Raw genomic sequence first — 21,500 nt, forward strand, 5'->3', positions numbered from 1 at the left:
CAGGCATCACCCCAACGATGTGCTCTCTTCAAGAAAGACAATATTCAGAGGACAGAAACATGAACGATAACACCGGCTTTGAAGCCATATCCAAGCGTGAGCATGGCCTCAGGCGCCAGCTCACGGCCGGGCAGATGAGCATGATCGCCATCGGCGGGGCGATCGGTACCGGCCTGTTCATGGGCAGTGCCTACGCCATCGGTTACGCCGGACCCAGCGTGCTGCTCAGCTACGCTATCGGCGCGGTCATCACCCTGCTGCTGATGGGCTGCCTGGCGGAAATGACCGTGGCCCATTCCACCTCCGGCTCCTTCGGCGCCTACGCCGAGTTCTACATCAGCCCGCTGGCCGGGTTCCTGGTGCGCTATGCCTATTGGGCGGCCATCGTGCTGGCGGTCGGCGCCGAGGTCACGGCCATCGCCATGTACATGAAGTACTGGTTCGCCCACGTGCCGGAATGGGTGTGGATCGTCTCGTTCTCCAGCGTGCTGATCCTGCTCAACGCCATCAGCGTGAAAACCTTCGGCAACTTCGAGTACTGGTTCTCCACCATCAAGATCGCCGCCATTGTCGGCTTCATCATCCTCGCGGTGTACGTGGTGTTTGGCTCCGGCAATGCCGACTACGGCCTGCACAATTACACCGCCCATGGCGGCTTTTTCCCCCACGGTGTGCAGGGCATGTGGATCGCGGTGATCGTTTCGATCTTCAGCTACCTGAGCGTGGAGATGATCGCGGTGGCCGCCGGCGAAGCCGAGGACCCGCAGCGGGCGGTGAAAAAGGCCTTTCGCGCGACCATGGTGCGGCTGGTGGTGTTCTACCTGCTGACCCTGGCGCTGATGCTGGCCATCGTGCCCTGGGTCCAGGCCGGCAAGGCGCAGAGCCCGTTCGTCACGGTGATGCAGACCATCGGCATTCCCGGTGCCACCGGGGTGATGAACTTCGTGATCCTGATCGCCGCGCTGTCGGCGATGAACAGCCAGCTGTACATCACCACGCGCATGATGTTCAGCCTGTCCCGCGGCGGTTATGCGCCCAAGTCGATGGGCGCCCTGAGTAAGAGCGGCATCCCGTTGAACGCCTTGCTGCTGTCCAGCTCGGGCATTGGCCTGGCGACCCTGATCAACGTGCTGTACCCGGAAAGCTCGTTCACCCTGATGATGGCGATCTCGATGTTCGGCGCGATCTTCACCTGGTTCATGATCTTTCTCACCCACTACTGCTTCCGCCGTTACCACCAGCGCCACGGCGAGCAGCCGCTGTCGTTCCGCATGCGCCTGTTCCCCTGGAGCACACTGCTGGGCCTGGTGCTGATGGGCGCGGTAATGATCACCACCTACTTCACCGAAGCCTTCAAGATGACCCTGGTGTTCGGCGTGCCGTTCCTGCTGATCCTGACGGCGGTCTACTTCGCCTGCTTCAGGAAACCCCGGGCCGCCGCCGAGCTGAACCCGTCCAAGGTCTGATAAAGCGCGGGTGAAAAACGCCTCGGCAGCCTCTAAAGGTTGCCGAGCCGGCAGTCGTGGCGGGCCTGTTCCAGGCTGGTTTCGAAATGCTCGAGCCGGGCGTGCAAGTGCTGCATGGCTTCGATCTGCCGGGTCAATTCCTGCCTCTTCTCGGCCAGGGCCTGGCGCGCCAGTTCCCAGGGAAAGGCCTCGCTCTGATGCTGGGCGAACAGGGCCTGCAATTCCTTGAGCTTGAAACCCAGTTGTTGGGCGCACTTGATAAACATCAGGCGCTCGACGCTGTCCTGGTCGTAGAGGCGGTAATTGCCCTGGCGTTGGGCCGGTGGCAGCAGGCCGATGGCCTCGTAATGGCGGATGCTTTTGACCGTGGTCCCGGACAACTGCGCGGCTTTGCCGATGTACATGAACATTTCCTTTGCTCAAGGCTGGGTAAAGGGCGCAAGCCTCGGCGCAAAGGCCAGTCGCGTCAATCGGCGCCGAGGGCGGCGGCCTGCTCCAGCCAGGCTTGCTGGCGCTTGGCGGTCGCGCCGAGGATCGGGCCGAAGGTCAGGGTCTTCAGCGGGCGGATGCCGCAGAACGCCAGGGTGGTCTTGCGCACCTGATGCAGCCCGGGCATGCGGTACACCCAACGGTAATACCAGGGTGGCGTGTCCATGGTCACCAGCAGGTGCGCGGTGCGGCCCTTGAGCCGCGGTTCGGGAAAGGCTTTGCCAGGGTGATATTTGAAGGCGAAACCGGGCAGCAGTACCCGGTCGAAAAAGCCCTTGAGCAGCGCCGGAACCCCACCCCACCAGACCGGATAGACCAGGGTCAGGTGTTCAGCCCAACGGATGTCGGCCTGGGCCTGGCGCAGGTCGGCCTCCAGTGGCTGCGCCTGGCGGTAACCCTCGTGCAGCACCGGGTCGAATGCCAGGCTGCCGAGCCGCAGTTGCCGCACCTCGTGGCCGGCCTGTTGCGCGGCGGCGACATAACGCTCGCTGAGAGCGCCGCAGAAGCTGGCGCTGGAGGGATGGCCGAGAATGACCAGAATGCGTTTGCCCATCGAGGCGCTCCTTGAACGACAAAATCCAAGGCTAAAGCCTGCCCCTGAGGGGAGGGTCAAGCGCCGCGCAAGGCCTCGAACAGAGCCTTGGCGTAGGGCGGCAGGGCGTTGAAGTCGCGGGCGCAGAGCAGCAGCTTGCGTTGCGCCCAGGCCTCCATCAGTGGCAGCACGTTGAGCGATGCATCCGGCCCCCGGCGTTCGACGGCGGCCCTGGGTACCACCGCCAGCCCGGCGCCCCGGGCGACCATGCGCATGACTCCGTCGAAGCCGTCGGCGCGGATGCGGATCGGCATCCGCAGCCCCAGGTGCAAGGCCTGTTCTTCCAGGTACACGGCCAGGGCGCTGTGGGCAGCGAGGCCGACATAGTCGTGGTGCAGGCTGTCGCTGAAACTCACCGCCCGGCCGTCCGCCAGCGGGTGGTGGGCGGGCAGGACCAGCACCAGCGGGTCGTCGCGAAACGCCAGGGTCTGCAGGTCCTGGGTGTCCACCGCGTCGGAGACTATCCCCAGGTCCGCCGCGCCCTGGCGCAGGGCGTGGGTGATGCGCAGGCTGGGCAGTTCCTGCAGGTCGATATCGAGGTTGGGGTGGGCGCAGAGAAAGTCCGCCAGCGGCTCCGGCAGGTATTCGGTGATTGCCGTGGTGTTGCACAACAGGCGCACCTGGCCTTTGACGCCCCGGGCGTATTCGGCCAGGTCCTGGCGCAGGTGCTCGGCCTGTTGCAGCAGGCCGCGCGCGTGCTGGGCCAGGGCCTTGCCGGCGGGCGTCGGACTCACGCCTCGGCGGCCGCGCTGCAGGAACTCGGTGCCCAGGGATGCCTCCATGGCGCGGATTCGTGCGCTGGCCGCGGCCAGGGACAAATGGCTGCGGCTAGCGCCGGCGGTGATATTGCCGGCGTCGAGGATGTTCAGGTACAGGCGCAGGTCGGTCAGGTCGAAGTGCATGAGGGTGTCCTTGATAGCGCCGCTGTGCGGCTATCGCCGCCGCTGAAAATCTAAAGCCTCTGGCCAGACAAGAGGCTGCCTCAGTATATGGCAGATTTTCAGCCCACCGCCGCGGGCGCAGGATAGCGCCATGAACACGTCCCTCGCGTTTTACCAGAATCTCGGTTTGCTCCTGTCCCTGCTGGTGATCGGCACCTTTGTCCTGGCCGGCATGATCAAGGGCGTGATCGGCCTCGGCCTGCCGACCATCGCCATGGGCCTGCTCGGCCTGGCTATGGCGCCGACGCAGGCTGCGGCCCTGTTGATCATCCCGGCGACCTTGACCAATGTCTGGCAGCTGGCATTCGGCGGGCATCTGTGGACGTTGCTCAAGCGCTTGTGGCCGCTGCTGCTGGCGATTTTTATCGGCACGGGCCTGGGCAGCCTATGGCTGGGCATCGACGGTGGACATTGGGTGGTGCGGGCGCTGGGGGCGGCGTTATTGCTCTATGCCCTGAGCGGGTTGCTGCTGCCGACCCTGCGGCTGCGACCACGCATGGAAAGCTGGCTGGGCCCGGCCTGTGGCCTGGTGACGGGCGTTATCACCTCGGCCACCGGGGTGTTCGTGATTCCGGCGGTGCCTTATCTGCAGGCGTTGGGGCTGCACAAGGACGAACTGGTGCAGGCCCTGGGGCTGTCGTTCACCGTCTCGACCCTGGCCCTGGCGGCCGGCCTGTACTGGCGCGGCGCCCTGGGCGGCGGCGAACTCAGCGCCTCACTGCTGGCGCTGATCCCGGCCCTGCTCGGCATGTGGCTGGGCCAGGCGCTGCGCCAGCGCATCAGCGCCGTGCTGTTCAAGAGAGTGTTTTTCAGCGGCCTGGGGTTGCTTGGTGCTCACCTGTTAATCAACGGCTAGCGGACGACGGGCTGAGCATGTCGATGCGGCGGATCTCGAAGTCGCGCTCCAGGTAATCCATGCGCTTGTCGAAGAACGCCTTCATGTGCGGCAGGTTGGAGTGCACGTCCAGGTGCGCCTGGGATTCCCAGATCTCATAGAAGATGAACAGGCTCGGGTCCTGCTGGTCGCGCAGCATGTGGTATTCGATGCAGCCGGGTTCGGCGCGGCTGGGTTCGACATAGGCGCGAAACAGCGCCTCGAAGGCCTCGGACATTTCCGGGCGGGTCTTGGCGTGGAGGATAAAACCGTGCTGTTCGGACATGCTGCGTTCCTGGGTAAAGGGAGTTTTAAAAATTCTACGACACGAATCCGCCGCCTATTCGTGCGTATTGGTCAAATGCTTTTTGCCTGGATCGCGCTTATTCATATCGTCTTTCAACGATATTCTCCGCCCCATCGTTTTTTAATCTTCTCGACCCGGCCCTGCGGCGCAGCGCCAAAGGGTTGTTCCTGATGAGGCTGGATCATGAAAAAAGTACTGTTGCTCAACGGTGGCAAGAAGTTCGCCCACTCCGACGGCCGCTACAACGCGACCCTGCATGAAGCCGCGGTGATGGTGCTGGACCGTGGCGGCGTGGACGTCAAAGTCACCCACATCGACGAGGGCTACGACATCCAGGAAGAAGTGGCCAAGTTCCTCTGGGCCGACGTGATCGTCTACCAGATGCCTGGCTGGTGGATGGGCGCGCCGTGGATCGTGAAAAAGTACATCGACGAAGTTTTCACCGAGGGCCACGGCAGCCTCTACGCCAGCGACGGCCGTACCCGTTCCGATGCCTCGCAGAAGTACGGCAGCGGTGGCCTGATCCACGACAAGCAGTACATGCTGTCGCTGACCTGGAACGCTCCGCAGCAAGCCTTCGACGACCCCACCGACTTCTTCGAAGCCAAGGGCGTGGACGCGGTGTACTTCCCGTTCCACAAGGCCAACCAGTTCCTCGGCATGCGCGGCCTGCCGACCTTCCTCTGCGTCGACGTGATGAAGCGTCCGAACATCGAGGCCGACGTGCAGCGCTACGAAGAACACCTCAAGGCGGTGTTCAACCTCCCCGCGTAAATCCGGCTACTATCGGTGGCGTCCTGCGCGCCTGATGCAGGATCTGTAGCCGCTGCCGCAGGCTGCGATAAGGTCCGCAGGACCTTCGAGGGCCCCAAGAGCGGCGCCCGCTTCGCGGTCGATCGCAGCCTGCGGCAGCGGCTACAGGCGCCCAACCGAGATAGAGGACTTACGTGAAAGCCAGATCCGACGAACTCCAGATCTTCGTCTGCGTCATCGAGTGCGGTTCGATTTCCGCGGCGGCCGAGCAGGTCGGGCAGACGCCGTCGGCGGTCAGCCGCACCCTGTCGCGCCTGGAAGCCAAGCTCGATACCACGCTGATCAACCGCACCACGCGGCGCATGGACCTGACCGAAGAGGGCAAGTATTTCTTCGAGCAGGCCAAGCTGATCCTCGACCAGATGGACGAACTCGAAGAGCGCCTGTCGTCCCGCCAGCAGACACCGTCCGGGCGCCTGCGCATCAACGCCGCCTCGCCGTTCATGCTGCATGCCATCGTGCCCTACATCGCCGAGTTCCGAAGCCTGTACCCGGACATCCAGCTGGAGCTCAACAGCAACGACCTGATCATCGACCTGCTGGAACAGAGCACCGATATCGCGATCCGCATCGGCACCCTGGCGGACTCGACCCTGCACGCGCGTTCGCTCGGTTGCAGCCCGCTGCACATCCTCGCCAGCCCCGACTACCTGAAGCGGCACGGCACACCCGCCAGCGTGGCCGAGCTGAGCGACCATACCCTGCTGGGCTTCACCCAGACCGAAACCCTCAACCACTGGCCGCTGCGCCATGTGCACGGCGACCGCTGGCCGATCCAGCCGGGTATCAGCGCCTCCAGCGGCGAGACGGTGCGCCATCTGGCGCTGGCAGGGCAGGGCATCGCCTGCCTGTCGCACTTCATGACCATCGACGACATCCGCGCCGGGCGCCTCACGCCGCTCCTCGCCCAGTTCAACAGCGGCTATCGCCAGCCGATCAACGCCGTGTACTACCGCAACTCGCAGCTGGCCCTGCGCATCCAGTGCTTCCTCGACTTTATCCAGGGCAAGCTGGCCGAGTACGCCAACCCGCTGTTCGAAGGCTGAGGCCTTTCTGCTGTAGGAACCGGTTCGCCTTGCACCGCCCGGGCAGGCGCCATCGCTGGCAAGCCGGCTCCTGCAGCGGTCAATCTCCGTGGGAAGACCGATCCCTGATTCGTGATCCCTGCGCAAGAGTGATTTGGGCCAAGCTGCCTGTTTCGGCAGGAGTCGCCCACCGATACTGGCGCCATCACTTACCCACCCAGGGAGTTTCTCCATGAATGTATTCGTCACCGGCGCCGCGGGTTTTATCGGCGGCTCCATCGCCACCGGCCTGGTCCAGGCCGGCCATCAAGTCACCGGCCTGGTGCGCAGCGCCGAACAGGCCGCCGAACTCAGCGCCCTGGGCATCAAGCCGGTGCTCGGCAGCCTGGACGACAGCGCCGTGCTGACCGAACAGGCCCGCGCCGCCGACGCGGTGATCAACGCGGCCAGCAGCGACCATCGTGGCGCGGTGGAAGTCCTGCTCGTGGCCCTCAAGGGCTCCAATAAAGTCTTCTTGCACACCAGCGGTTCGAGCATCGTCGGCGACGCTTCGGGCGGCAAGGTCAGCGACGTCGTCTATCAGGAAAACAACCTGCCAGCGCCCACCGTCGACAAGGCCGCGCGCGTGGCCATCGACAACCTGGTGCTGGCCGCGGCCAAGGACGGGGTGAACTCGGCGGTGCTCTGCAACACCCTGATCTACGGCCACAGCCTCGGCGTGAAACGCGACAGCGTGCAGCTGCCGCGGCTGCTCAAGCAGGCGCGCAACAGTGGCGTGGTGCGGCATGTCGGGCCGGGGCAGAACATCTGGTCCAACGTGCATATCGAAGACGTGGTGGCGCTGTACCTGTTGGCGCTGACCCGCAACATCCCGGGCACCTTCTACTTCGTCGAAAGCGGTGAAGCCTCGTTCATCGACATGACCATCGCCATGGCCCAGGCCCTGCACCTCGGCGCGCCGCAGGACTGGCCGCTGGCCCAGGCCGAAGCAGAATGGGGCTATGAAATGGCCAACTACGGCCTGGGTTCCAACAGCCGCGTGCGGGGCAAGAACGCCCGCGAACTGCTGGGCTGGGTACCGCGGCGCACCTCGGTGCTGGAGTGGATTCGCCACGAGATGGTCTGACCCGCTATCCCTGTAGCCGCTGCTGCAGGCTCGGGTCGCGTTCGGACGATCGACCGGTACGGTCGTGACGACCTCAAGCGCGGCACCGTAGCCATCGTCACTCCTCCCCTCGCCAGACGGCCGCTTCAAGCGGCCGTTTTTATTTGCCGATTGCTCCGCCCCCGATCTTGCCCCTATCGTTCGACCTGCCAAAAAACAATAAAAGGACGGACCTTATGCGCATTGTTCTGTTTAAGACCATGGCTCTGACAGCGGCCATCGCCGCCAGCTCGCCGACCTTCGCCGCGTTGCTGGAAGGTGGCGCGGTCGCCGCGCCGAACCAGTATGGCGCCGACGTCGCGGCGCAGATTCTCAAGAAGGGCGGCAACGCGGTGGATGCCGCGGTCGCCACCGCCTTCACCCTGGCGGTGACCTACCCCGAGGCCGGCAACATTGGCGGCGGCGGTTTCATGACCCTGTTCATCGACGGCAAAGCCTACTTCCTCGACTACCGCGAAACCGCGCCCAAGGCCGCGACCCGCGACATGTACCTGAATGACAAAGGCGAGGTCATCGAGAACCTCAGCCTGGTCGGCGCGCGCGCCGCCGGGGTGCCGGGCACGGTGATGGGCCTGTGGGAGGCGCACAAGAAGTTCGGCAAGTTGCCCTGGAGCGAGTTGATCACCCCGGCGGTGGGCTATGCGAAAAACGGTTTCAAGGTCGCCGACAAGCAGTACCAGTACCGCGAGGACGCGCTGAAACTGTTCAAGGACAGCACCAATTTCGGCGACTATTTCGGCAGCATGAAAGTCGGCGAAACCTTCCGCCAGCCGGAGCTGGCCGCGACCCTGGAACGTATCGCCGACCAGGGCGTCAAGGAGTTCTACGAGGGCAAGACCGCCGACCTGCTGGTGGCGCAGATGCAGGCCGACAAAGGCCTGATCACCAAGCAGGACCTGCAGGACTACAAGGTCGCCTGGCGTGAGCCGCTGCAGGTCAACTGGCGCGGCAATACCCTGTACACCGCGCCGCCGCCCAGCTCCGGCGGCGTCGCCCTGGCGCAACTGATGACCATCAAGGAAGAACGCACGGCGGACTTCAAGGGGGTCGAGCTGAACTCGGCCAAGTACATCCACCTGCTGGCGGAAATCGAAAAACGCGTGTTCGCCGACCGCGCCGATTACCTTGGCGACCCGGCGTTCTCCGAGGTGCCGGTCAAGCAGCTGACCGACCCGGCCTACCTGAAAAAACGCGCCGCCGAGATCAACCCGACGGCCATCTCGCCCACCGAAAAAGTCCGCCCGGGCCTGGAGCGGCACCAGACCACGCACTTCTCCATCGTCGATGCCGACGGCAACGCGGTGAGCAATACCTACACCCTCAACTGGGACTACGGCAGCGGCGTGGTGGTCAAGGGCGCGGGCTTCCTGCTCAACGATGAAATGGACGACTTCAGCGCCAAGCCCGGGGTGGCCAACGCCTTTGGCGTGGTCGGCGGCGACGCCAACGCCATCGCGCCGGGCAAGCGCATGCTGTCGTCCATGAGCCCGAGCCTGGTGACCCGCGACGGCAAGGTCACCCTGGTGCTGGGCACGCCGGGCGGGTCGCGGATCTTCACCTCGATCTTCCAGGTGTTGAACAACCTCTACGACTTCAACCTGTCGCTGGAAAAAGCCGTGGCCGCGCAGCGCGTGCATCACCAGCTGCTGCCCAAGGACACCATCTACTACGACGCCTACGCGCCGCTCACCGGCAAGGTCGCCGACGAGCTCAAAGCCATGGGCTACACCCTGGAAGACCAGGGTTGGGAGATGGGCGATATCCAGGCGATCCGGGTCACCGGCAGCCAACTGGAAACGGCCTCCGACCCGCGTGGGCGCGGCGTGGGCAAAGTCGTCAAATAACCTGTCCCTGTAGGAGCGAGCTTGCTCGCGATGGCGTCCTGCCTGACCCACCGCGTGGTCCTGATCGCGAGCAAGCTTCGCTCCTACAGAAAGCCATTCCTCCCCGTGGCCACTGGCTGCGGGGTTCTGCTCCTTGCGCTACAGCGGATGAAAATACCCCTCGCCAATTTTCATTATTCGCGACACGACTTGTCTGTCCGCGACAAAGCGTGTCTCTGTGCGAAAGTTACTTTCATGTGGTTTGAAAATCCGGTCACGAAATGATTTATGAGTTTCACAAGCATTCGACGTGACCCTTTTTCGAGGAGTACCGCATGACACCTGCATCGGGCTACTGGCTGCTGGGCTATGCCGCCATCGCCATCATCGCGCTGATCGTCCTGATCGCGCGTTACCGGATCAACCCGTTCATTGTCATCACCCTGGTCTCGGTGGGCCTGGCGCTGATGGCCGGGCTGCCGCCGTCCGGCGTGGTCGGGGCCTACGAGGCGGGTGTCGGCAAGACCCTCGGGCATATCGCCCTGGTGGTGGCGTTGGGCACCATGCTCGGCAAGATGATGGCCGAGTCCGGTGGCGCGGAGCAGGTGGCGCGGACCCTGATCGAGCGTTTCGGTGAGCGCAACGCGCATTGGGCGATGGTCTGCATCGCCTTCCTGGTGGGCCTGCCGCTGTTCTTCGAGGTCGGTTTCGTGTTGCTGGTGCCGATCGCCTTCACCGTGGCGAAGCGTGTCGGCGTGTCGATCCTGATGGTCGGCCTGCCGATGGTCGCCGGCCTGTCGGTGGTGCATGCCCTGGTGCCGCCGCACCCGGCGGCGATGCTGGCGGTGCAGGCCTACCAGGCGTCGGTGGGGCAGACCCTGCTGTACGCGATCCTGATCGGCATTCCCACGGCGATCATCGCCGGCCCCCTGTACGCCAAATTCATCGTGCCGCGCATCCAACTGCCGGCGGAAAACCCGCTGGCACGCCAGTTCATCGAGCGTGAGCCGCGCACCCGCCTGCCCAGTTTCTCGATCACCATGGCCACCATCCTGTTGCCGGTGGTGCTGATGCTGATCGGCGGCTGGGCCAACCTGATTTCCACCCCGGGCAGTGGCCTCAACCAGTTCCTGCTGTTTATCGGCAACTCGGTGATCGCCCTGTTACTGGCGACCCTGTTGAGCTTCTGGACCCTCGGCCTGGCCCAGGGCTTCAACCGCGAATCGATCCTCAGGTTCACCAACGAATGCCTGGCGCCGACTGGTGGGCGCCGGCGGCGGCCTCAACCGGATCCTGGTGGACGCCGGGGTCACCGACCAGATCGTCGGCCTGGCCCATGAATTCCAGCTGTCGCCGCTGCTGATGGGCTGGCTGTTCGCCGCGCTGATGCGCATCGCCACCGGCTCGGCCACCGTGGCCATGACCACCGCTTCGGGCGTGGTAGCGCCGGTGGCCATCGGCCTGGGGTATCCGCACCCGGAACTGCTGGTGCTGGCCACCGGCGCCGGCTCGGTGATCTTCTCCCACGTCAACGACGGCGGCTTTTGGCTGATCAAGGAATACTTCAATATGACCGTCACCCAGACCTTCAAGACCTGGACGGTGCTGGAGACCCTGATCTCGGTGGTCGCCTTCGCCCTGACCGTCGGTCTTGCCCAACTGCTTTGAGCCCAGGTGCCGTCCATGGACATCCTCTACCAGATCCGTTCCCGCCAGGATTCCTTCAGCGCCGGCGAAGGCCGCATCGCGCGCTTGATGCTCGATGACGTCGGTTTCGCCGCCTCGGCCAGCCTCGAACAGCTGGCGCAGCAGGCAGAAGTCAGCGCCGCCACCCTGTCGCGGTTTGCCCGCAGCGTGGGCTGTCGCGACTTGCGCGATCTGCGCCTGCAACTGGCCCAGGCCAGCGGCGTCGGCAGGCGCTTTCTCGACCCGGCGGACGCGCCGGAGCAGTCGGGTTTCTACCGACAGATCGTCGGCGATATCGAGTCGACCCTGCACCAGCACCTGGCGGGGTTCGACGAGTCGCGCTTTCGCGATGCGGTGCGCTTGCTGGGCAAGGCGCAGATGATTCACGCCTTCGGCATGGGCGGCTGTTCTACCTTGTGCAGCGACGAATTGCAGGTGCGCCTGGTGCGCCTCGGCTACCCCATCGCCGCCTGCCACGACCCGGTGATGATGCGGGTGACCGCCGCGGCCCTGGGCCCGCAACACGCGCTGATCGCCTGCTCCCTGACCGGCATCACCCCCGAATTGCTGGAGACCGTCGAACTGGCCCGCAGCTACGGTGCCAGCGTGCTCGCCATCACCCTGGCCGACTCGCCGCTGGCGGAACTGGCCGACGTGCTCCTGCCGCTGCAGAACGCCGAAACCTCCTTCATCTACAAACCCACGGCCGCGCGCTACGGCATGCTGCTGGCCATCGATGTGCTGGCCACCGAGCTGGCGCTGGCCCTGCCCGAAGACAACCAGGAACGCCTGCGCCGGATCAAACTGGCCCTGGACGATTACCGCGGCGGCGACGATTGCCTGCCGCTGGGAGACTGACATGCGCTACGACACCCTGATCCGCAACGCCCTGGTGATTGACGGCAGCGACCGCCCGGCTTACCCCGCCGATATCGCCCTGCTCGAGGGCCGCATCGCCCGCATCGGCGACCTGCAAGGCGCCCGCGCCAGCGAAGAAATCGACGCCGCCGGGCGGGTACTGTCCCCTGGTTTTATCGACGTGCACACCCACGACGACACCGTGGTGATCCGCCAGCCGCAGATGCTGCCCAAGCTCAGCCAGGGCGTGACCACGGTGATCGTCGGCAACTGCGGTATCAGTGCCTCGCCGGTGAGTCTGCGCGGCGAGCCACCGGACCCGATGAACCTGCTGGGCAACCAGGCGGCCTTCGTCTACCCGCGTTTTCGCGACTACCGCGCGGCGGTGGACGCCGCGCAGCCGGCGGTCAATGTGGCGGCGCTGATCGGCCACACGGCGCTGCGCAGCAACCACCTGGACGACCTGTATCGCACCGCCACGGCCGAGGAAATCGCCGCCATGCGCGAGCAGTTGCGGGCCAGCCTGGAAGACGGCGCCCTCGGCTTATCCACAGGCCTGGCCTACGCCAGCGCCTTCTCGGCCGAGACCGACGAGGTGCTGCAACTGGCTGCGGAACTGAGCGTCTTCGGCGCGGTGTACACCACCCACCTGCGCAGCGAATTCGAGCCGGTGCTGGAGGCCATGGACGAGGCGTTCCTGATCGGCCGCCAGGCCAAGGCGCCGGTGATCATTTCCCACCTCAAATGCGCGGGGGCGGGCAACTGGGGGCGCAGTCCGCAATTGCTGGCGTCCCTGGAGCTGGCGGCGAAAGACCATCTAGTGGGCTGCGACTGTTACCCCTACGCGGCCAGTTCCTCGACCCTCGACCTCAAGCAGGTCACCGATGCCTTTCGCATCACCATCACCTGGTCCACCCCGCACCCGGAACTGGGCGGCCACGACCTGATGGACATCGCCGCCGAGTGGGGCACGACTCTGCTGGAGGCCGCGCGGCGCCTGCAACCGGCCGGCGCGGTGTACTACGGCATGGACGAAGCCGATGTGCGGCGCATTCTTGCCCACCCGCTGTCGATGATCGGTTCCGACGGCCTGCCGGAAGACCCGTTCCCCCATCCACGGCTGTGGGGCGCCTTCCCACGGGTGCTCGGGCACTTCAGCCGCGACCTCGGCCTGTTCCCGCTGCACACTGCGGTGCACAAGATGACCGGGCTGTCGGCGGCGCGCTTCGGCCTCAAGCAGCGTGGCGAAATCCGCGAAGGGCACTGGGCCGACCTGGTGCTGTTCGACCCGGCGCGGGTCCGCGATGTCGCCGACTTCAAAAGCCCGCAACAGGCGGCTGAGGGTATCGATGGCGTGTGGGTCAACGGCGTGTGCAGCTATGCCGAAGGCCAGGCCAATGGCCGCCGGCAAGGGCGCTTCCTGGCACGGCAAGGGGATTTGCGCGAAGGGTTCAACGGCGGAAGGCGTGCGGCGTCGAATAGGTGAACGCCGTCACAGTGGTGGCCTGATGATATTAAAGAAAGCCTTGGCCTAGCCGAAGTGCTGACATCCACCTGCTATACCGTGGACATCTTTCATCAGGGAGTCGCGCAATGAGCTTTGGCAGAACCACCCCCATCCTGCGGATCTTCGACGAGGCCAAGGCGCGGGAGTTTTATATCGACTTCCTCGGCTTCACGCTCGACTGGCAGCACCGCTTCGAAGACAACTTCCCGCTGTATATGCAGGTGTCGCGCGGGGAGTGCGTGCTGCACCTGTCGGAGCATCATGGCGACAGCACGCCGGGCTCCGCGTTGCGCATCGAGACCGACGAGCTGGAAGCCTTCCAGCAGCAGTTGCTGGCCAAGGATTACCGCTTCGCCCACCCGCAGATCCAGGCCATGCCCTGGGGCAGCCAGGACCTGACGGTACTCGATCCGTTCGGCAATCGGCTGGTGTTTACCAACGCCATTTGCGTCTGAGCCAGCACCTCGCATCTTGCGCCTGGACCTTGTAGCCGCTGCCGAGCGCAGCGAGGCTGCGATCGACCCCGAAGGGGGCGCAAGATTCTTGAGACCGCTGAAGGCCTTCGGCCTTATCGCAGCCTGCGGCAGCGGCTACAGGGTCAGGGCGTTCGCTGGCTGTGGCGAAACTCTCCCGGGGTCATGCCGGTGCGGCTTTTGAAGGTCCGGTGAAAGGAGCGCTGTTCGGTAAAGCCCAGGTACTGGGAAATATCGTGAATCGCCAGATCGCTGTGCAGCAGGTAGTGCTCGGCGAGCTCCTGGCGCAGGTCATCGAGAATCTGCTGGTAGCCGGTGCCGGCCTGTTGCAGCTGGCGCTGCAGGGTGCGCACGGAGGTGGCCAGTTGTTTCGCCACCTGCTCCTTGCGCGGCAGGCCTTCCTTGAGCAGCTGGCGCAGGACGTTTTTCACCTGCTGCGGCAGCGGCGCATCGCTTAGCGAGGCCATCAGGCCCAGGGCATGTTCCTCCAGGGTCCGCAGCAACTGGGCGTCGGCCTGGCGCAGGGGCAACTGCATGTATTGCGCAGGCGCGATCAGCGCCGAATAGGCTTGGTCGAACAGCACCGGGCTGCCGAAAAATGCCTCGTACTGGGCCAGCTCGGCCCCCGCCGGCAGCGAATGCTCGAACCACACGGCGATGGGGCTCAACCGGGTATCGGCGATCCACTGTGCGTACAGCAGCCACGACGCCAGCACGTTCTCCACCATGTGCCGGCGCGAGGTGGGGCGCTGGTGGCGGCAGCTCCAGGTCAAGTGGATTTGCCCGTCGACCTGCTCGGCGCGGCTGACGCCCATGTCGCCCACCAGTTTCTCGAACGGCATGATCCGGTTCATCGCGTCGCCCAGGGTCGCGCAGTTCATGGTGATGTAGCCCAGCACGTTCCACGAGTTGGGCAGCACGAACCGCGCCGAGTTGAGCCCGAACAGCGGGTCTGCCGAATGCTCGCAGAAATAGTCCAGCAAACGCTCATGGACCTCGCCGGGCAGGCGCAGGCTGTTGTCGCTCAATTGCCCGGCCTGCAAGCCCGCGGCCGCCAGCGCAGGTTCGATGGCGATACCCAGCTGCTCGGCATAGCGCAGGTACTTGAGCAGCGGTGGGACCGAGGTGTAGCCGAGGCTGTGCATGGTGGGTTTCCTGGCGCCGGAACGTGGATGGACGCGCGCGGGAACCGAGTGGGAGGCTGTTCCAGCAGGCGTCGGCGCCCTGAAAGGTAATTTGAAAGCGGGACTAAAGTAAATGCTTCGGGCCCCTTGTCCCCGGCTGACCCAATTGGCTACTCGAACTGGCCTGATGCGACCGTGACACCCATGCGCCGCGAACTAGTATGGAGGCCTTGCAAACCAACACTTACAAGCACGACACAAGGGGCACAGGCATGCGACGCTGGAACGGCTGGGGCGAACAAAGCACGGTGGTCGAATTGCCCGCCCAGGGCGCAGGGTTTCTTGCGCAGCGTATCGGCACCGGGCGCCGGCTGGCGGATGCTTCGCTGGAAGCCGCGTTGGCCCGGGTGCCGCCGTCGCGGCTGAGGCCCCATGCGCTGTACAGCATCGAGGCCCCTGACCGGTTGCTGCATGCCCGCGGCCAGAGCCTGCCGGACTGGCTGGCCCTGCGCGAAGGCACGCTGGAGCGCTACCCGGACGGCGTGGCCTTTCCCGACAGCGCCGAGCAGGTTCGCCAGCTGCTGGCCCTGGCCGAACAGCAGGACCTGTGCCTGATCCCCTACGGCGGCGGCACCTCGGTGGCCGGCCACATCAACCCGCCCGTTTCGACGCGGCCGGTACTGACCGTGTCCATGGCGCGGATGAATCGCCTGCTGGAGCTGGACGAAAGCAGCCTGATCGCCACCTTCGGCCCCGGCGCCAGCGGCCCGCAGGTGGAAAGCCAGCTGCGCGCCCGCGGCTATACCCTGGGGCACTTCCCGCAGTCCTGGGAGCTGTCGACCCTGGGCGGCTGGGTCGCCAGCCGCTCCAGCGGCCAGCAGTCCCTGCGCTACGGGCGCATCGAGCAGTTGTTCGCCGGCGGCACCCTGGAAACCTTCGCCGGCCCCTTGCAGATTCCCGCATTCCCGGCGTCGGCCGCGGGGCCGGACCTGCGCGAGGTGGTGCTGGGCTGCGAGGGCCGCTTCGGGATCATTTCCACGGTCAAGGTGCGGGTCAGCGCGCTGGTCGACGACGAGCGCTTCTATGGCGTGTTCCTGCCGGACTGGCCCAAGGCGCTGCAGGCCATCCGCCAACTGGCCCAGGCCCGGGTGCCGCTGTCCATGCTGCGGCTGTCGAACGCGGTGGAAACCGAGACCCAGCTGGCCCTGGCCGGCCATCCGCGGCAGATCGCCTGGCTGGAGAAATACCTGAAGCTGCGCGGAGCGGGGCAGGGCAAGTGCCTGCTGACCTTCGGCGTGACCGGCAACCGCCAGCAGAACGCCCTGTCCCTGCGCCAGGCCAGGCAGCACCTGAAGGCCTTCGGCGGGGTGTTCACCGGCACCTTGCTGGGCAACAAGTGGGCGCATAACCGCTTTCGTTTTCCCTACCTGCGCGAGAGCCTCTGGCATGCCGGCTATGTGGTCGACACCCTGGAGACCGCCACCGACTGGAGCAATGTCGACAACCTGTTGCAGCGCATCGAGGACAGCCTGCGCGATTGCCTGGCGGCCGAAGGCGAACGGGTCCATGTCTTCACCCACCTGTCGCATGTCTACGGCGAAGGCTCGAGCATCTACACCAGCTACGTGTTCCGCCCGGCCGCGGATTACCCGGCCACCCTGGCCCGCTGGAAGGCGCTCAAGCATGCGGCGAGCCAGACCATCGTCGAGCACGGCGGCACCATCAGCCACCAGCACGGCGTGGGCAAGGACCACGCGCCCTACCTGGTGCACGAAAAAGGCGAACTGGCGATCGCCGCCCTGCGCAGCCTCAGCCGGCACTTCGACCCTGCCGGGCGTCTCAACCCCGGCACCCTGCTGGAGGAGTAAGGCCCATGAGCACGGACTGGAATGCCCAATGGCGCCAGGCACAGCTGCCGACCCTGGCGGGCCAGAGCTGGGACCTGATCGTGATCGGCGGCGGCATCAGCGGGGCCGGGATCCTGCGTGAGGCGGCGCGGCGCGGCTGGCGCTGCCTGCTGCTGGAGCAGCGCGACTTTGCCTGGGGCACTTCCAGCCGCTCCTCGAAAATGGTCCATGGCGGCCTGCGCTACATCGCCAAGGGCCAATGGCGCCTGACCCGCGATTCGGTGCGCGAACGCCAGCGCCTGCTCGACGAAGCGCCCGGGCTGGTGGAGCCCATGAGCTTTCTGATGCCGCACTATCGCGGGGTGTTTCCCGGGCCGCGGGTGTTCGGTGGCCTGCTGGCGGTGTACGACGCCCTGGCCGGGCGGCGTAACCATCGTTTCCACGACGTCGAGCAAATGCGTTACCTGGCGCCTGGCATCAAGGCCGAAGGCTTGCTGGGCGGCTCGTGTTTTCTCGATGCCCTGACCGACGATGCCCGGCTGGTGATGCGGGTGCTGGCCGAGGCGCGGGCCGATGGCGCCCAGGCGTTCAATGGCCTGCGCGTGCAGCAGGTGCTGCGCGAGCACGGGCGAGTGTGCGGGGTGTCGGTCGAGGATGTGGAAAGCGGCCAGTCGCTGACCCTGCGTTGCGCGGTGCTGGCGGTGGCGAGCGGGGCCTGGGCCGGGCGTTTCGCGCCGCCTGGCGAGAACCGCCACTTGCGGCCCCTGCGCGGCAGCCACCTGTTGCTGCCCGGCTGGCGCCTGCCGGTGGCCCAGGCATTCAGCTTCCTGCATGACAGCGATCGGCGCCCGGTGTTTGTGTTTCCCTGGGAAGGCGCCACCGTGGTCGGCACCACCGACCTCGATCACCGCGAAGACCTCGACCAGAGCGCGCGCATCAGTGCCGAGGAGCTGGCCTATCTACTGGCGGCCTGCGAGCAGCAGTTTCCCGAGGCGCGCATCGGCGCCGCCGATGTGCTGTCGACCTGGTCCGGGGTGCGCCCGGTGGTGGGCAGCGCCGACGCGGCGGGCAAGCCTTCCAATGAAACCCGCGAGCATGCGCTGTGGTGCGAGCCGGGCTGCGTGACGCTGGCCGGCGGCAAGCTGACCACCTTTCGTACCCAGGCCATCGAAGTGTTGCAGGCCTGTGCGGCGATGCTCGGGCGCCCTCTGGACGCTGCCGACGCGGCGGTGTTCGCGGCCGTGCCGGCGGTAGAGGTCGCGGGCTTGAGCAGTGGCCAGCTGCGCCGCCTGGCCGGGCGCCATGGGCGCGACCTGCCGCGACTGGCGCAATGGCTGGCGCAGCTGGGATGCGCTTGCGTCGGCAGTAGCGACACCTTGTGGGCCGAGCTGGCGTTTGCCGCCCAAAGCGAGATGGTCCTGCACCTGGACGACCTGCTGTTGCGCCGCACCCGCCTGGGCCTGTTGCTGGCCAACGGCGCGGCGGCCGAGCTGCCGGCGATCCGTGCCCTGTGCCAGCCCCTGCTCGGTTGGGACGACGCGCGCTGGGAGCAGGAACAACAGCGTTATCACGACCTGTGGCTGCGTTATCACAGCCTGCCCGAGGTCGCCTATTGAAGCCTAGCCAAGAGCCATCCATGAACAACGACAAGCCCTATCTGCTGGCGATCGACAATGGCACCCAGAGCGTGCGGGCTCTGTTGTTCGACCTGCAAGGCAACCTGCTGGGCAAGGGCAAGGTCGAGTTGCAGGCCTACTATTCCAGCCAGCCCGGCTGGGCCGAACAGGACCCCGATTACTACTGGCGCAAACTCGGCGAGGCCTGCCAGCAGTTGTGGCAGCAGACCGGCATCGATCGCCGGCAGATCCGCGGCGTGTCGCTGACGACCCAGCGCGGCACCCTGATCAACGTCGATGCCGACGGCAAGCCCTTGCGCCCGGCGATCCTCTGGCTCGACCAGCGCCAGAGCGAAGTCGAGGGCGACATCAAGGGGCCCTGGAGCTGGCTGTTCAAGCTGATCGGGGCCCAGACCACGGTGGATTACTTTCGCGCCCAGGCCGAGGTCAACTGGATCGCCCGGCACCAGCCCGAGGTCTGGGCGGCCACCGACAAGCTGTTGCTGCTGTCGGGCTTTCTCACCCATCGGCTGACCGGGAACTTTGTCGACTCGGTCGGCTGTTGCGTGGCCTTTTTGCCCTTCGACTACAAGCGCCTGCGCTGGGCCGCGCCCCGTGACTGGAAATGGCAGGCCCTGGCGGTGCGCCCCGAGCAGCTGCCGAGCCTGCGCAAGCCGGGCGAGGTCCTGGGGCATATCAGCGCCGCGGCCAGCCAGCTGACCGGGATTCCCGAAGGCCTGCCGCTGATTGCCGCGGGGGCCGACAAGGCCTGTGAAGTGCTGGGTTCCGGGGTGCAGGACAGCGGCACCGCCTGCCTGTCCTACGGCACCACGGCGACCATCACCACCACCCGGTCCCGCTACCGGGAAATCATCCCGCTGATCCCGCCTTACCCCTCGGCGATGCCCGACCATTACAACTGCGAAGTGATGATCTATCGCGGCTACTGGATGGTCAGCTGGTTCAAGCAGGAGTTCGGCCTGCGGGAAATGCAGCAGGCCCGCGAGCAGGGGCTGGAGCCGGAGGTGTTGTTCGATGCACTGGTCAACGCGGTGCCGCCCGGCTCCATGGGGCTGATGCTGCAACCTTACTGGTCGCCCGGTATCCGTGAGCCGGGCGTCGAGGCCAAGGGCGCGATGATCGGCTTTGGCGACGTGCACACCCGGGCGCATATCTACCGGGCGATTCTCGAGGGCCTGGCCTATGCCCTGCGCCAGGGCAAGGAACGCATCGAGCAGCGCACCCGCACCCCGATTACCTGCTTGCGGGTGGCCGGTGGCGGTTCCCAGAGCGATGCGGCCATGCAATTGACGGCGGACATTTTTGGCCTGCCCGCCGAGCGTCCGCATGTGTACGAAGCCTCCGGGCTCGGTGCGGCGATTGCCTGTGCGGTCGGGCTGGGCCTGTACCCGGATTTCCCCACGGCCATCGCCGGCATGACCCGCGTCGCCGAGGTCTTCCAGCCGCAACCCCAGGCGCAGCAGCTCTATCAACGGCTGTACCGCGAAGTGTATGTGCGCATGTACCACCAGCTCAGCCCGCTGTACCGCAGCATCCGCGAGATCACCGGTTACCCGGCCTGAACCCGGCTGCACGCCAGCGGTTGTCGCGCCCGGGTTTTGCCGGCGCGCGCCGAACCTGGTGTACGACACGCCGATCGCGGCGTCCGATGGTTTGCGCACGGCCGACGACATGCCGTCGGCGTTGCGCTTGCGCGGGGCCCGGTAAGGGCCGGCTTCGTCTTGCCTCGGGCTGGCTGGCGCGGCGGCGCAGGGTTCAAGACGCTGCACCGGGTGCCGATACGCAAGAGGCCGGCACGCTTGGGGGAGCGCGAAAGCTCCCCTGACCTTTTCAGGAACGGAGTCCAAAAAAATGAACACAGCCATTGCATGGCCGGAGGTTTTTCTCGGGGCGTTTGATGCGATCAGCGAGCGCATGGCGCAGGTGCTGGAGCTGAGCGATTGCCGGGAGCACTGGATTCAGGCCGAGCTCAGCCTGTATGCCTGGCAGCACGATTATCCGGATATCTGGACCAGCGGTAAGGCCGGAGGACGTACGAAAGTCGACCTGTACACGGAAGATCTCGACATGGCGGCCGAGGTGAAATGCCTGGGGGATGTGTCTTTTGCCAGGTGCCTGATGGGCAAGGGGATGGCCGAGACCCGATCCGTGTTGCGAGAGGATGGGGATGGGCGGCTCTGGTTTCCTCAAGTCGATCCGGGTGAGTCTCTGGTCTGGTCGGTGTTTGCCGATCTGCATCGGTTGCGACGGATGGAGGGGGTTCGGAATAAGTTTCTGGTTCTGGTGATTGCCAAGGATTATGTGGCGGAGACGGAGATGGGGGAGACGCTGCGGCGGCTTCGTTTGTCGCAAGAGGAGTGGTCGTTGGAGTTGAAGAATGCCACGGTGCGGATTTGGCGGATCGAGTAGTTCGGGCATCTGTAGGAGCGGCCGGTCGACGTTTGATTGGCCGCGATGGCGGTGGTTTCGCTGCTTGTTTTGGACGGGGTACATATCCGTTTCTGCGGTCACGGCGGCTTAGGGTTCCGCCCTTACGGCGGGTCACTTTTGGCAAACGCCCCAAAAGTAACCAAAAAGTCTTGCCCGGTATGACTCACCCACATAGGTAACAGAAAAGTTCAAGCACATAGGTAACAGTTTTTAACTGGCAGGGTCGATTCCGAGGAGCTGACCATGCCGTGGCGAGAGCTGAACCCTATGGACCTTAAAGTGATGTTCATTGCCGACTATCTGTCGAGACGCTTTAACTTCCGCGAACTGTGTGCGGCACACAGCATCAGTCGAAAAACGGGCTACAAATGGGTAGCCCGTTACAACGCAGAGGGTGTGCAGGGCTTGGATGAGCGCAGTCGCAGTCGGCATGCTCAGGCACA

General features: G+C 65.3%; 19 protein-coding genes and 2 pseudogenes. 16 read left to right on the plus strand and 5 right to left on the minus strand.

The features are described from left to right. Positions 1-59 precede the first annotated feature (59 nt). Entirely contained in the window at positions 60-1,466 is a 1,407-nt protein-coding gene (locus CRO75_RS30345) for an amino acid permease (RefSeq protein WP_097140240.1), read from the plus strand. A gap of 32 nt (positions 1,467-1,498) precedes the next feature. Here CRO75_RS30345 and CRO75_RS30350 read toward each other — a convergent pair whose 3' ends face one another. From CRO75_RS30350 to CRO75_RS30360, 3 genes are all read right to left on the minus strand, one after another. Then, positions 1,499-1,870 carry a MerR family transcriptional regulator gene (locus tag CRO75_RS30350; RefSeq protein ID WP_097140242.1) on the minus strand — a complete coding sequence of 124 codons (372 nt, stop codon included), beginning with the start codon at positions 1,868-1,870 and terminating at the stop codon, positions 1,499-1,501. A 62-nt stretch (positions 1,871-1,932) separates the two neighbouring features. After that, positions 1,933-2,508: an NAD(P)H-dependent oxidoreductase gene (locus CRO75_RS30355; protein WP_097140244.1), complete on the minus strand. Its 576-nt coding sequence runs from the start codon at positions 2,506-2,508 to the stop codon at positions 1,933-1,935. Between the two features lie 56 nt (positions 2,509-2,564). Continuing rightward, on the minus strand, positions 2,565-3,449 hold the full coding sequence (locus tag CRO75_RS30360; RefSeq protein WP_097140246.1) for a LysR substrate-binding domain-containing protein: 885 nt from the start codon (positions 3,447-3,449) through the stop codon (positions 2,565-2,567). Positions 3,450-3,579: 130 nt separating this feature from the next. On the opposite strand from CRO75_RS30360, the gene CRO75_RS30365 reads away from it, so the two are divergent. Further along, positions 3,580-4,344, plus strand: coding sequence for a sulfite exporter TauE/SafE family protein (locus CRO75_RS30365; RefSeq protein WP_097140247.1), 765 nt, complete (start codon positions 3,580-3,582; stop codon positions 4,342-4,344). Here CRO75_RS30365 and CRO75_RS30370 read toward each other — a convergent pair. Further along, positions 4,334-4,648, minus strand: coding sequence for a putative quinol monooxygenase (locus tag CRO75_RS30370; RefSeq protein WP_009042065.1), 315 nt, complete (start codon positions 4,646-4,648; stop codon positions 4,334-4,336). The two genes, CRO75_RS30365 and CRO75_RS30370, sit on opposite strands and share 11 nt — an antisense overlap. A 204-nt stretch (positions 4,649-4,852) precedes the next feature. On the opposite strand from CRO75_RS30370, the gene CRO75_RS30375 reads away from it, so the two are divergent. From CRO75_RS30375 to CRO75_RS30415, 8 genes and pseudogenes are all read left to right on the plus strand, one after another. Further along, positions 4,853-5,443 (plus strand): NAD(P)H-dependent oxidoreductase, encoded by a 591-nt coding sequence (locus CRO75_RS30375; RefSeq protein WP_009042066.1) that lies wholly within the window; start codon positions 4,853-4,855, stop codon positions 5,441-5,443. Between the two features lie 173 nt (positions 5,444-5,616). Beyond that, entirely contained in the window at positions 5,617-6,528 is a 912-nt protein-coding gene (locus tag CRO75_RS30380) for a LysR family transcriptional regulator (protein WP_009042067.1), read from the plus strand. A 211-nt stretch (positions 6,529-6,739) separates the two neighbouring features. Continuing rightward, on the plus strand, positions 6,740-7,633 hold the full coding sequence (locus tag CRO75_RS30385) for an NAD-dependent epimerase/dehydratase family protein (RefSeq protein WP_097140249.1): 894 nt from the start codon (positions 6,740-6,742) through the stop codon (positions 7,631-7,633). A 215-nt stretch (positions 7,634-7,848) separates the two neighbouring features. Further along, positions 7,849-9,516 (plus strand): gamma-glutamyltransferase, encoded by a 1,668-nt coding sequence (gene ggt / locus CRO75_RS30390; protein WP_097140251.1) that lies wholly within the window; start codon positions 7,849-7,851, stop codon positions 9,514-9,516. 314 nt (positions 9,517-9,830) lie between these two features. Then, a pseudogene (locus tag CRO75_RS30400) lies at positions 9,831-11,163 on the plus strand (gluconate:H+ symporter). Positions 11,164-11,178: 15 nt separating this feature from the next. Next, complete coding sequence (locus tag CRO75_RS30405; RefSeq protein WP_009042071.1) at positions 11,179-12,039, plus strand: MurR/RpiR family transcriptional regulator; 861 nt, start codon at positions 11,179-11,181, stop codon at positions 12,037-12,039. Between the two features lies 1 nt (position 12,040). Continuing rightward, entirely contained in the window at positions 12,041-13,525 is a 1,485-nt protein-coding gene (locus CRO75_RS30410; protein ID WP_097140255.1) for a D-aminoacylase, read from the plus strand. A gap of 107 nt (positions 13,526-13,632) precedes the next feature. Further along, positions 13,633-14,001 (plus strand): glyoxalase superfamily protein, encoded by a 369-nt coding sequence (locus CRO75_RS30415; protein WP_097140257.1) that lies wholly within the window; start codon positions 13,633-13,635, stop codon positions 13,999-14,001. 143 nt (positions 14,002-14,144) lie between these two features. Here the strand turns inward: CRO75_RS30415 and CRO75_RS30420 are convergent, their stop codons facing one another. Beyond that, positions 14,145-15,164, minus strand: a complete 1,020-nt coding sequence (locus CRO75_RS30420; protein WP_097140259.1) for an AraC family transcriptional regulator — start codon at positions 15,162-15,164, stop codon at positions 14,145-14,147. 251 nt (positions 15,165-15,415) lie between these two features. Between CRO75_RS30420 and CRO75_RS30425 the strand changes: the two genes are divergently transcribed. From CRO75_RS30425 to CRO75_RS30445, 6 genes and pseudogenes are all read left to right on the plus strand, one after another. Further along, on the plus strand, positions 15,416-17,011 hold the full coding sequence (locus CRO75_RS30425) for an FAD-binding oxidoreductase (protein ID WP_097140261.1): 1,596 nt from the start codon (positions 15,416-15,418) through the stop codon (positions 17,009-17,011). Between the two features lie 5 nt (positions 17,012-17,016). Continuing rightward, positions 17,017-18,606 carry a glycerol-3-phosphate dehydrogenase/oxidase gene (locus tag CRO75_RS30430; RefSeq protein ID WP_097140262.1) on the plus strand — a complete coding sequence of 530 codons (1,590 nt, stop codon included), beginning with the start codon at positions 17,017-17,019 and terminating at the stop codon, positions 18,604-18,606. 20 nt (positions 18,607-18,626) lie between these two features. Beyond that, positions 18,627-20,189, plus strand: coding sequence for an FGGY-family carbohydrate kinase (locus CRO75_RS30435; RefSeq protein WP_097140264.1), 1,563 nt, complete (start codon positions 18,627-18,629; stop codon positions 20,187-20,189). A gap of 40 nt (positions 20,190-20,229) precedes the next feature. Next, positions 20,230-20,298, plus strand: a pseudogene (locus CRO75_RS33455) (hypothetical protein); the annotation flags it as partial. Positions 20,299-20,478: 180 nt separating this feature from the next. Then, the gene (locus CRO75_RS30440; protein WP_097140266.1) at positions 20,479-21,036 is read left to right on the plus strand and encodes a hypothetical protein; all 558 of its coding nucleotides are present in this window, start codon (positions 20,479-20,481) and stop codon (positions 21,034-21,036) included. Between the two features lie 264 nt (positions 21,037-21,300). Next, positions 21,301-21,500, plus strand: a 200-nt coding sequence (locus tag CRO75_RS30445; RefSeq protein ID WP_143504073.1) for a helix-turn-helix domain-containing protein, incomplete at its 3' end; no start/stop codon positions are given.

The sequence above is a fragment of the Pseudomonas sp. LAMO17WK12:I10 genome (genome assembly GCF_900215185.1).
Classification (GTDB): Bacteria; Pseudomonadota; Gammaproteobacteria; order Pseudomonadales; family Pseudomonadaceae; genus Aquipseudomonas; species Aquipseudomonas chlororaphis.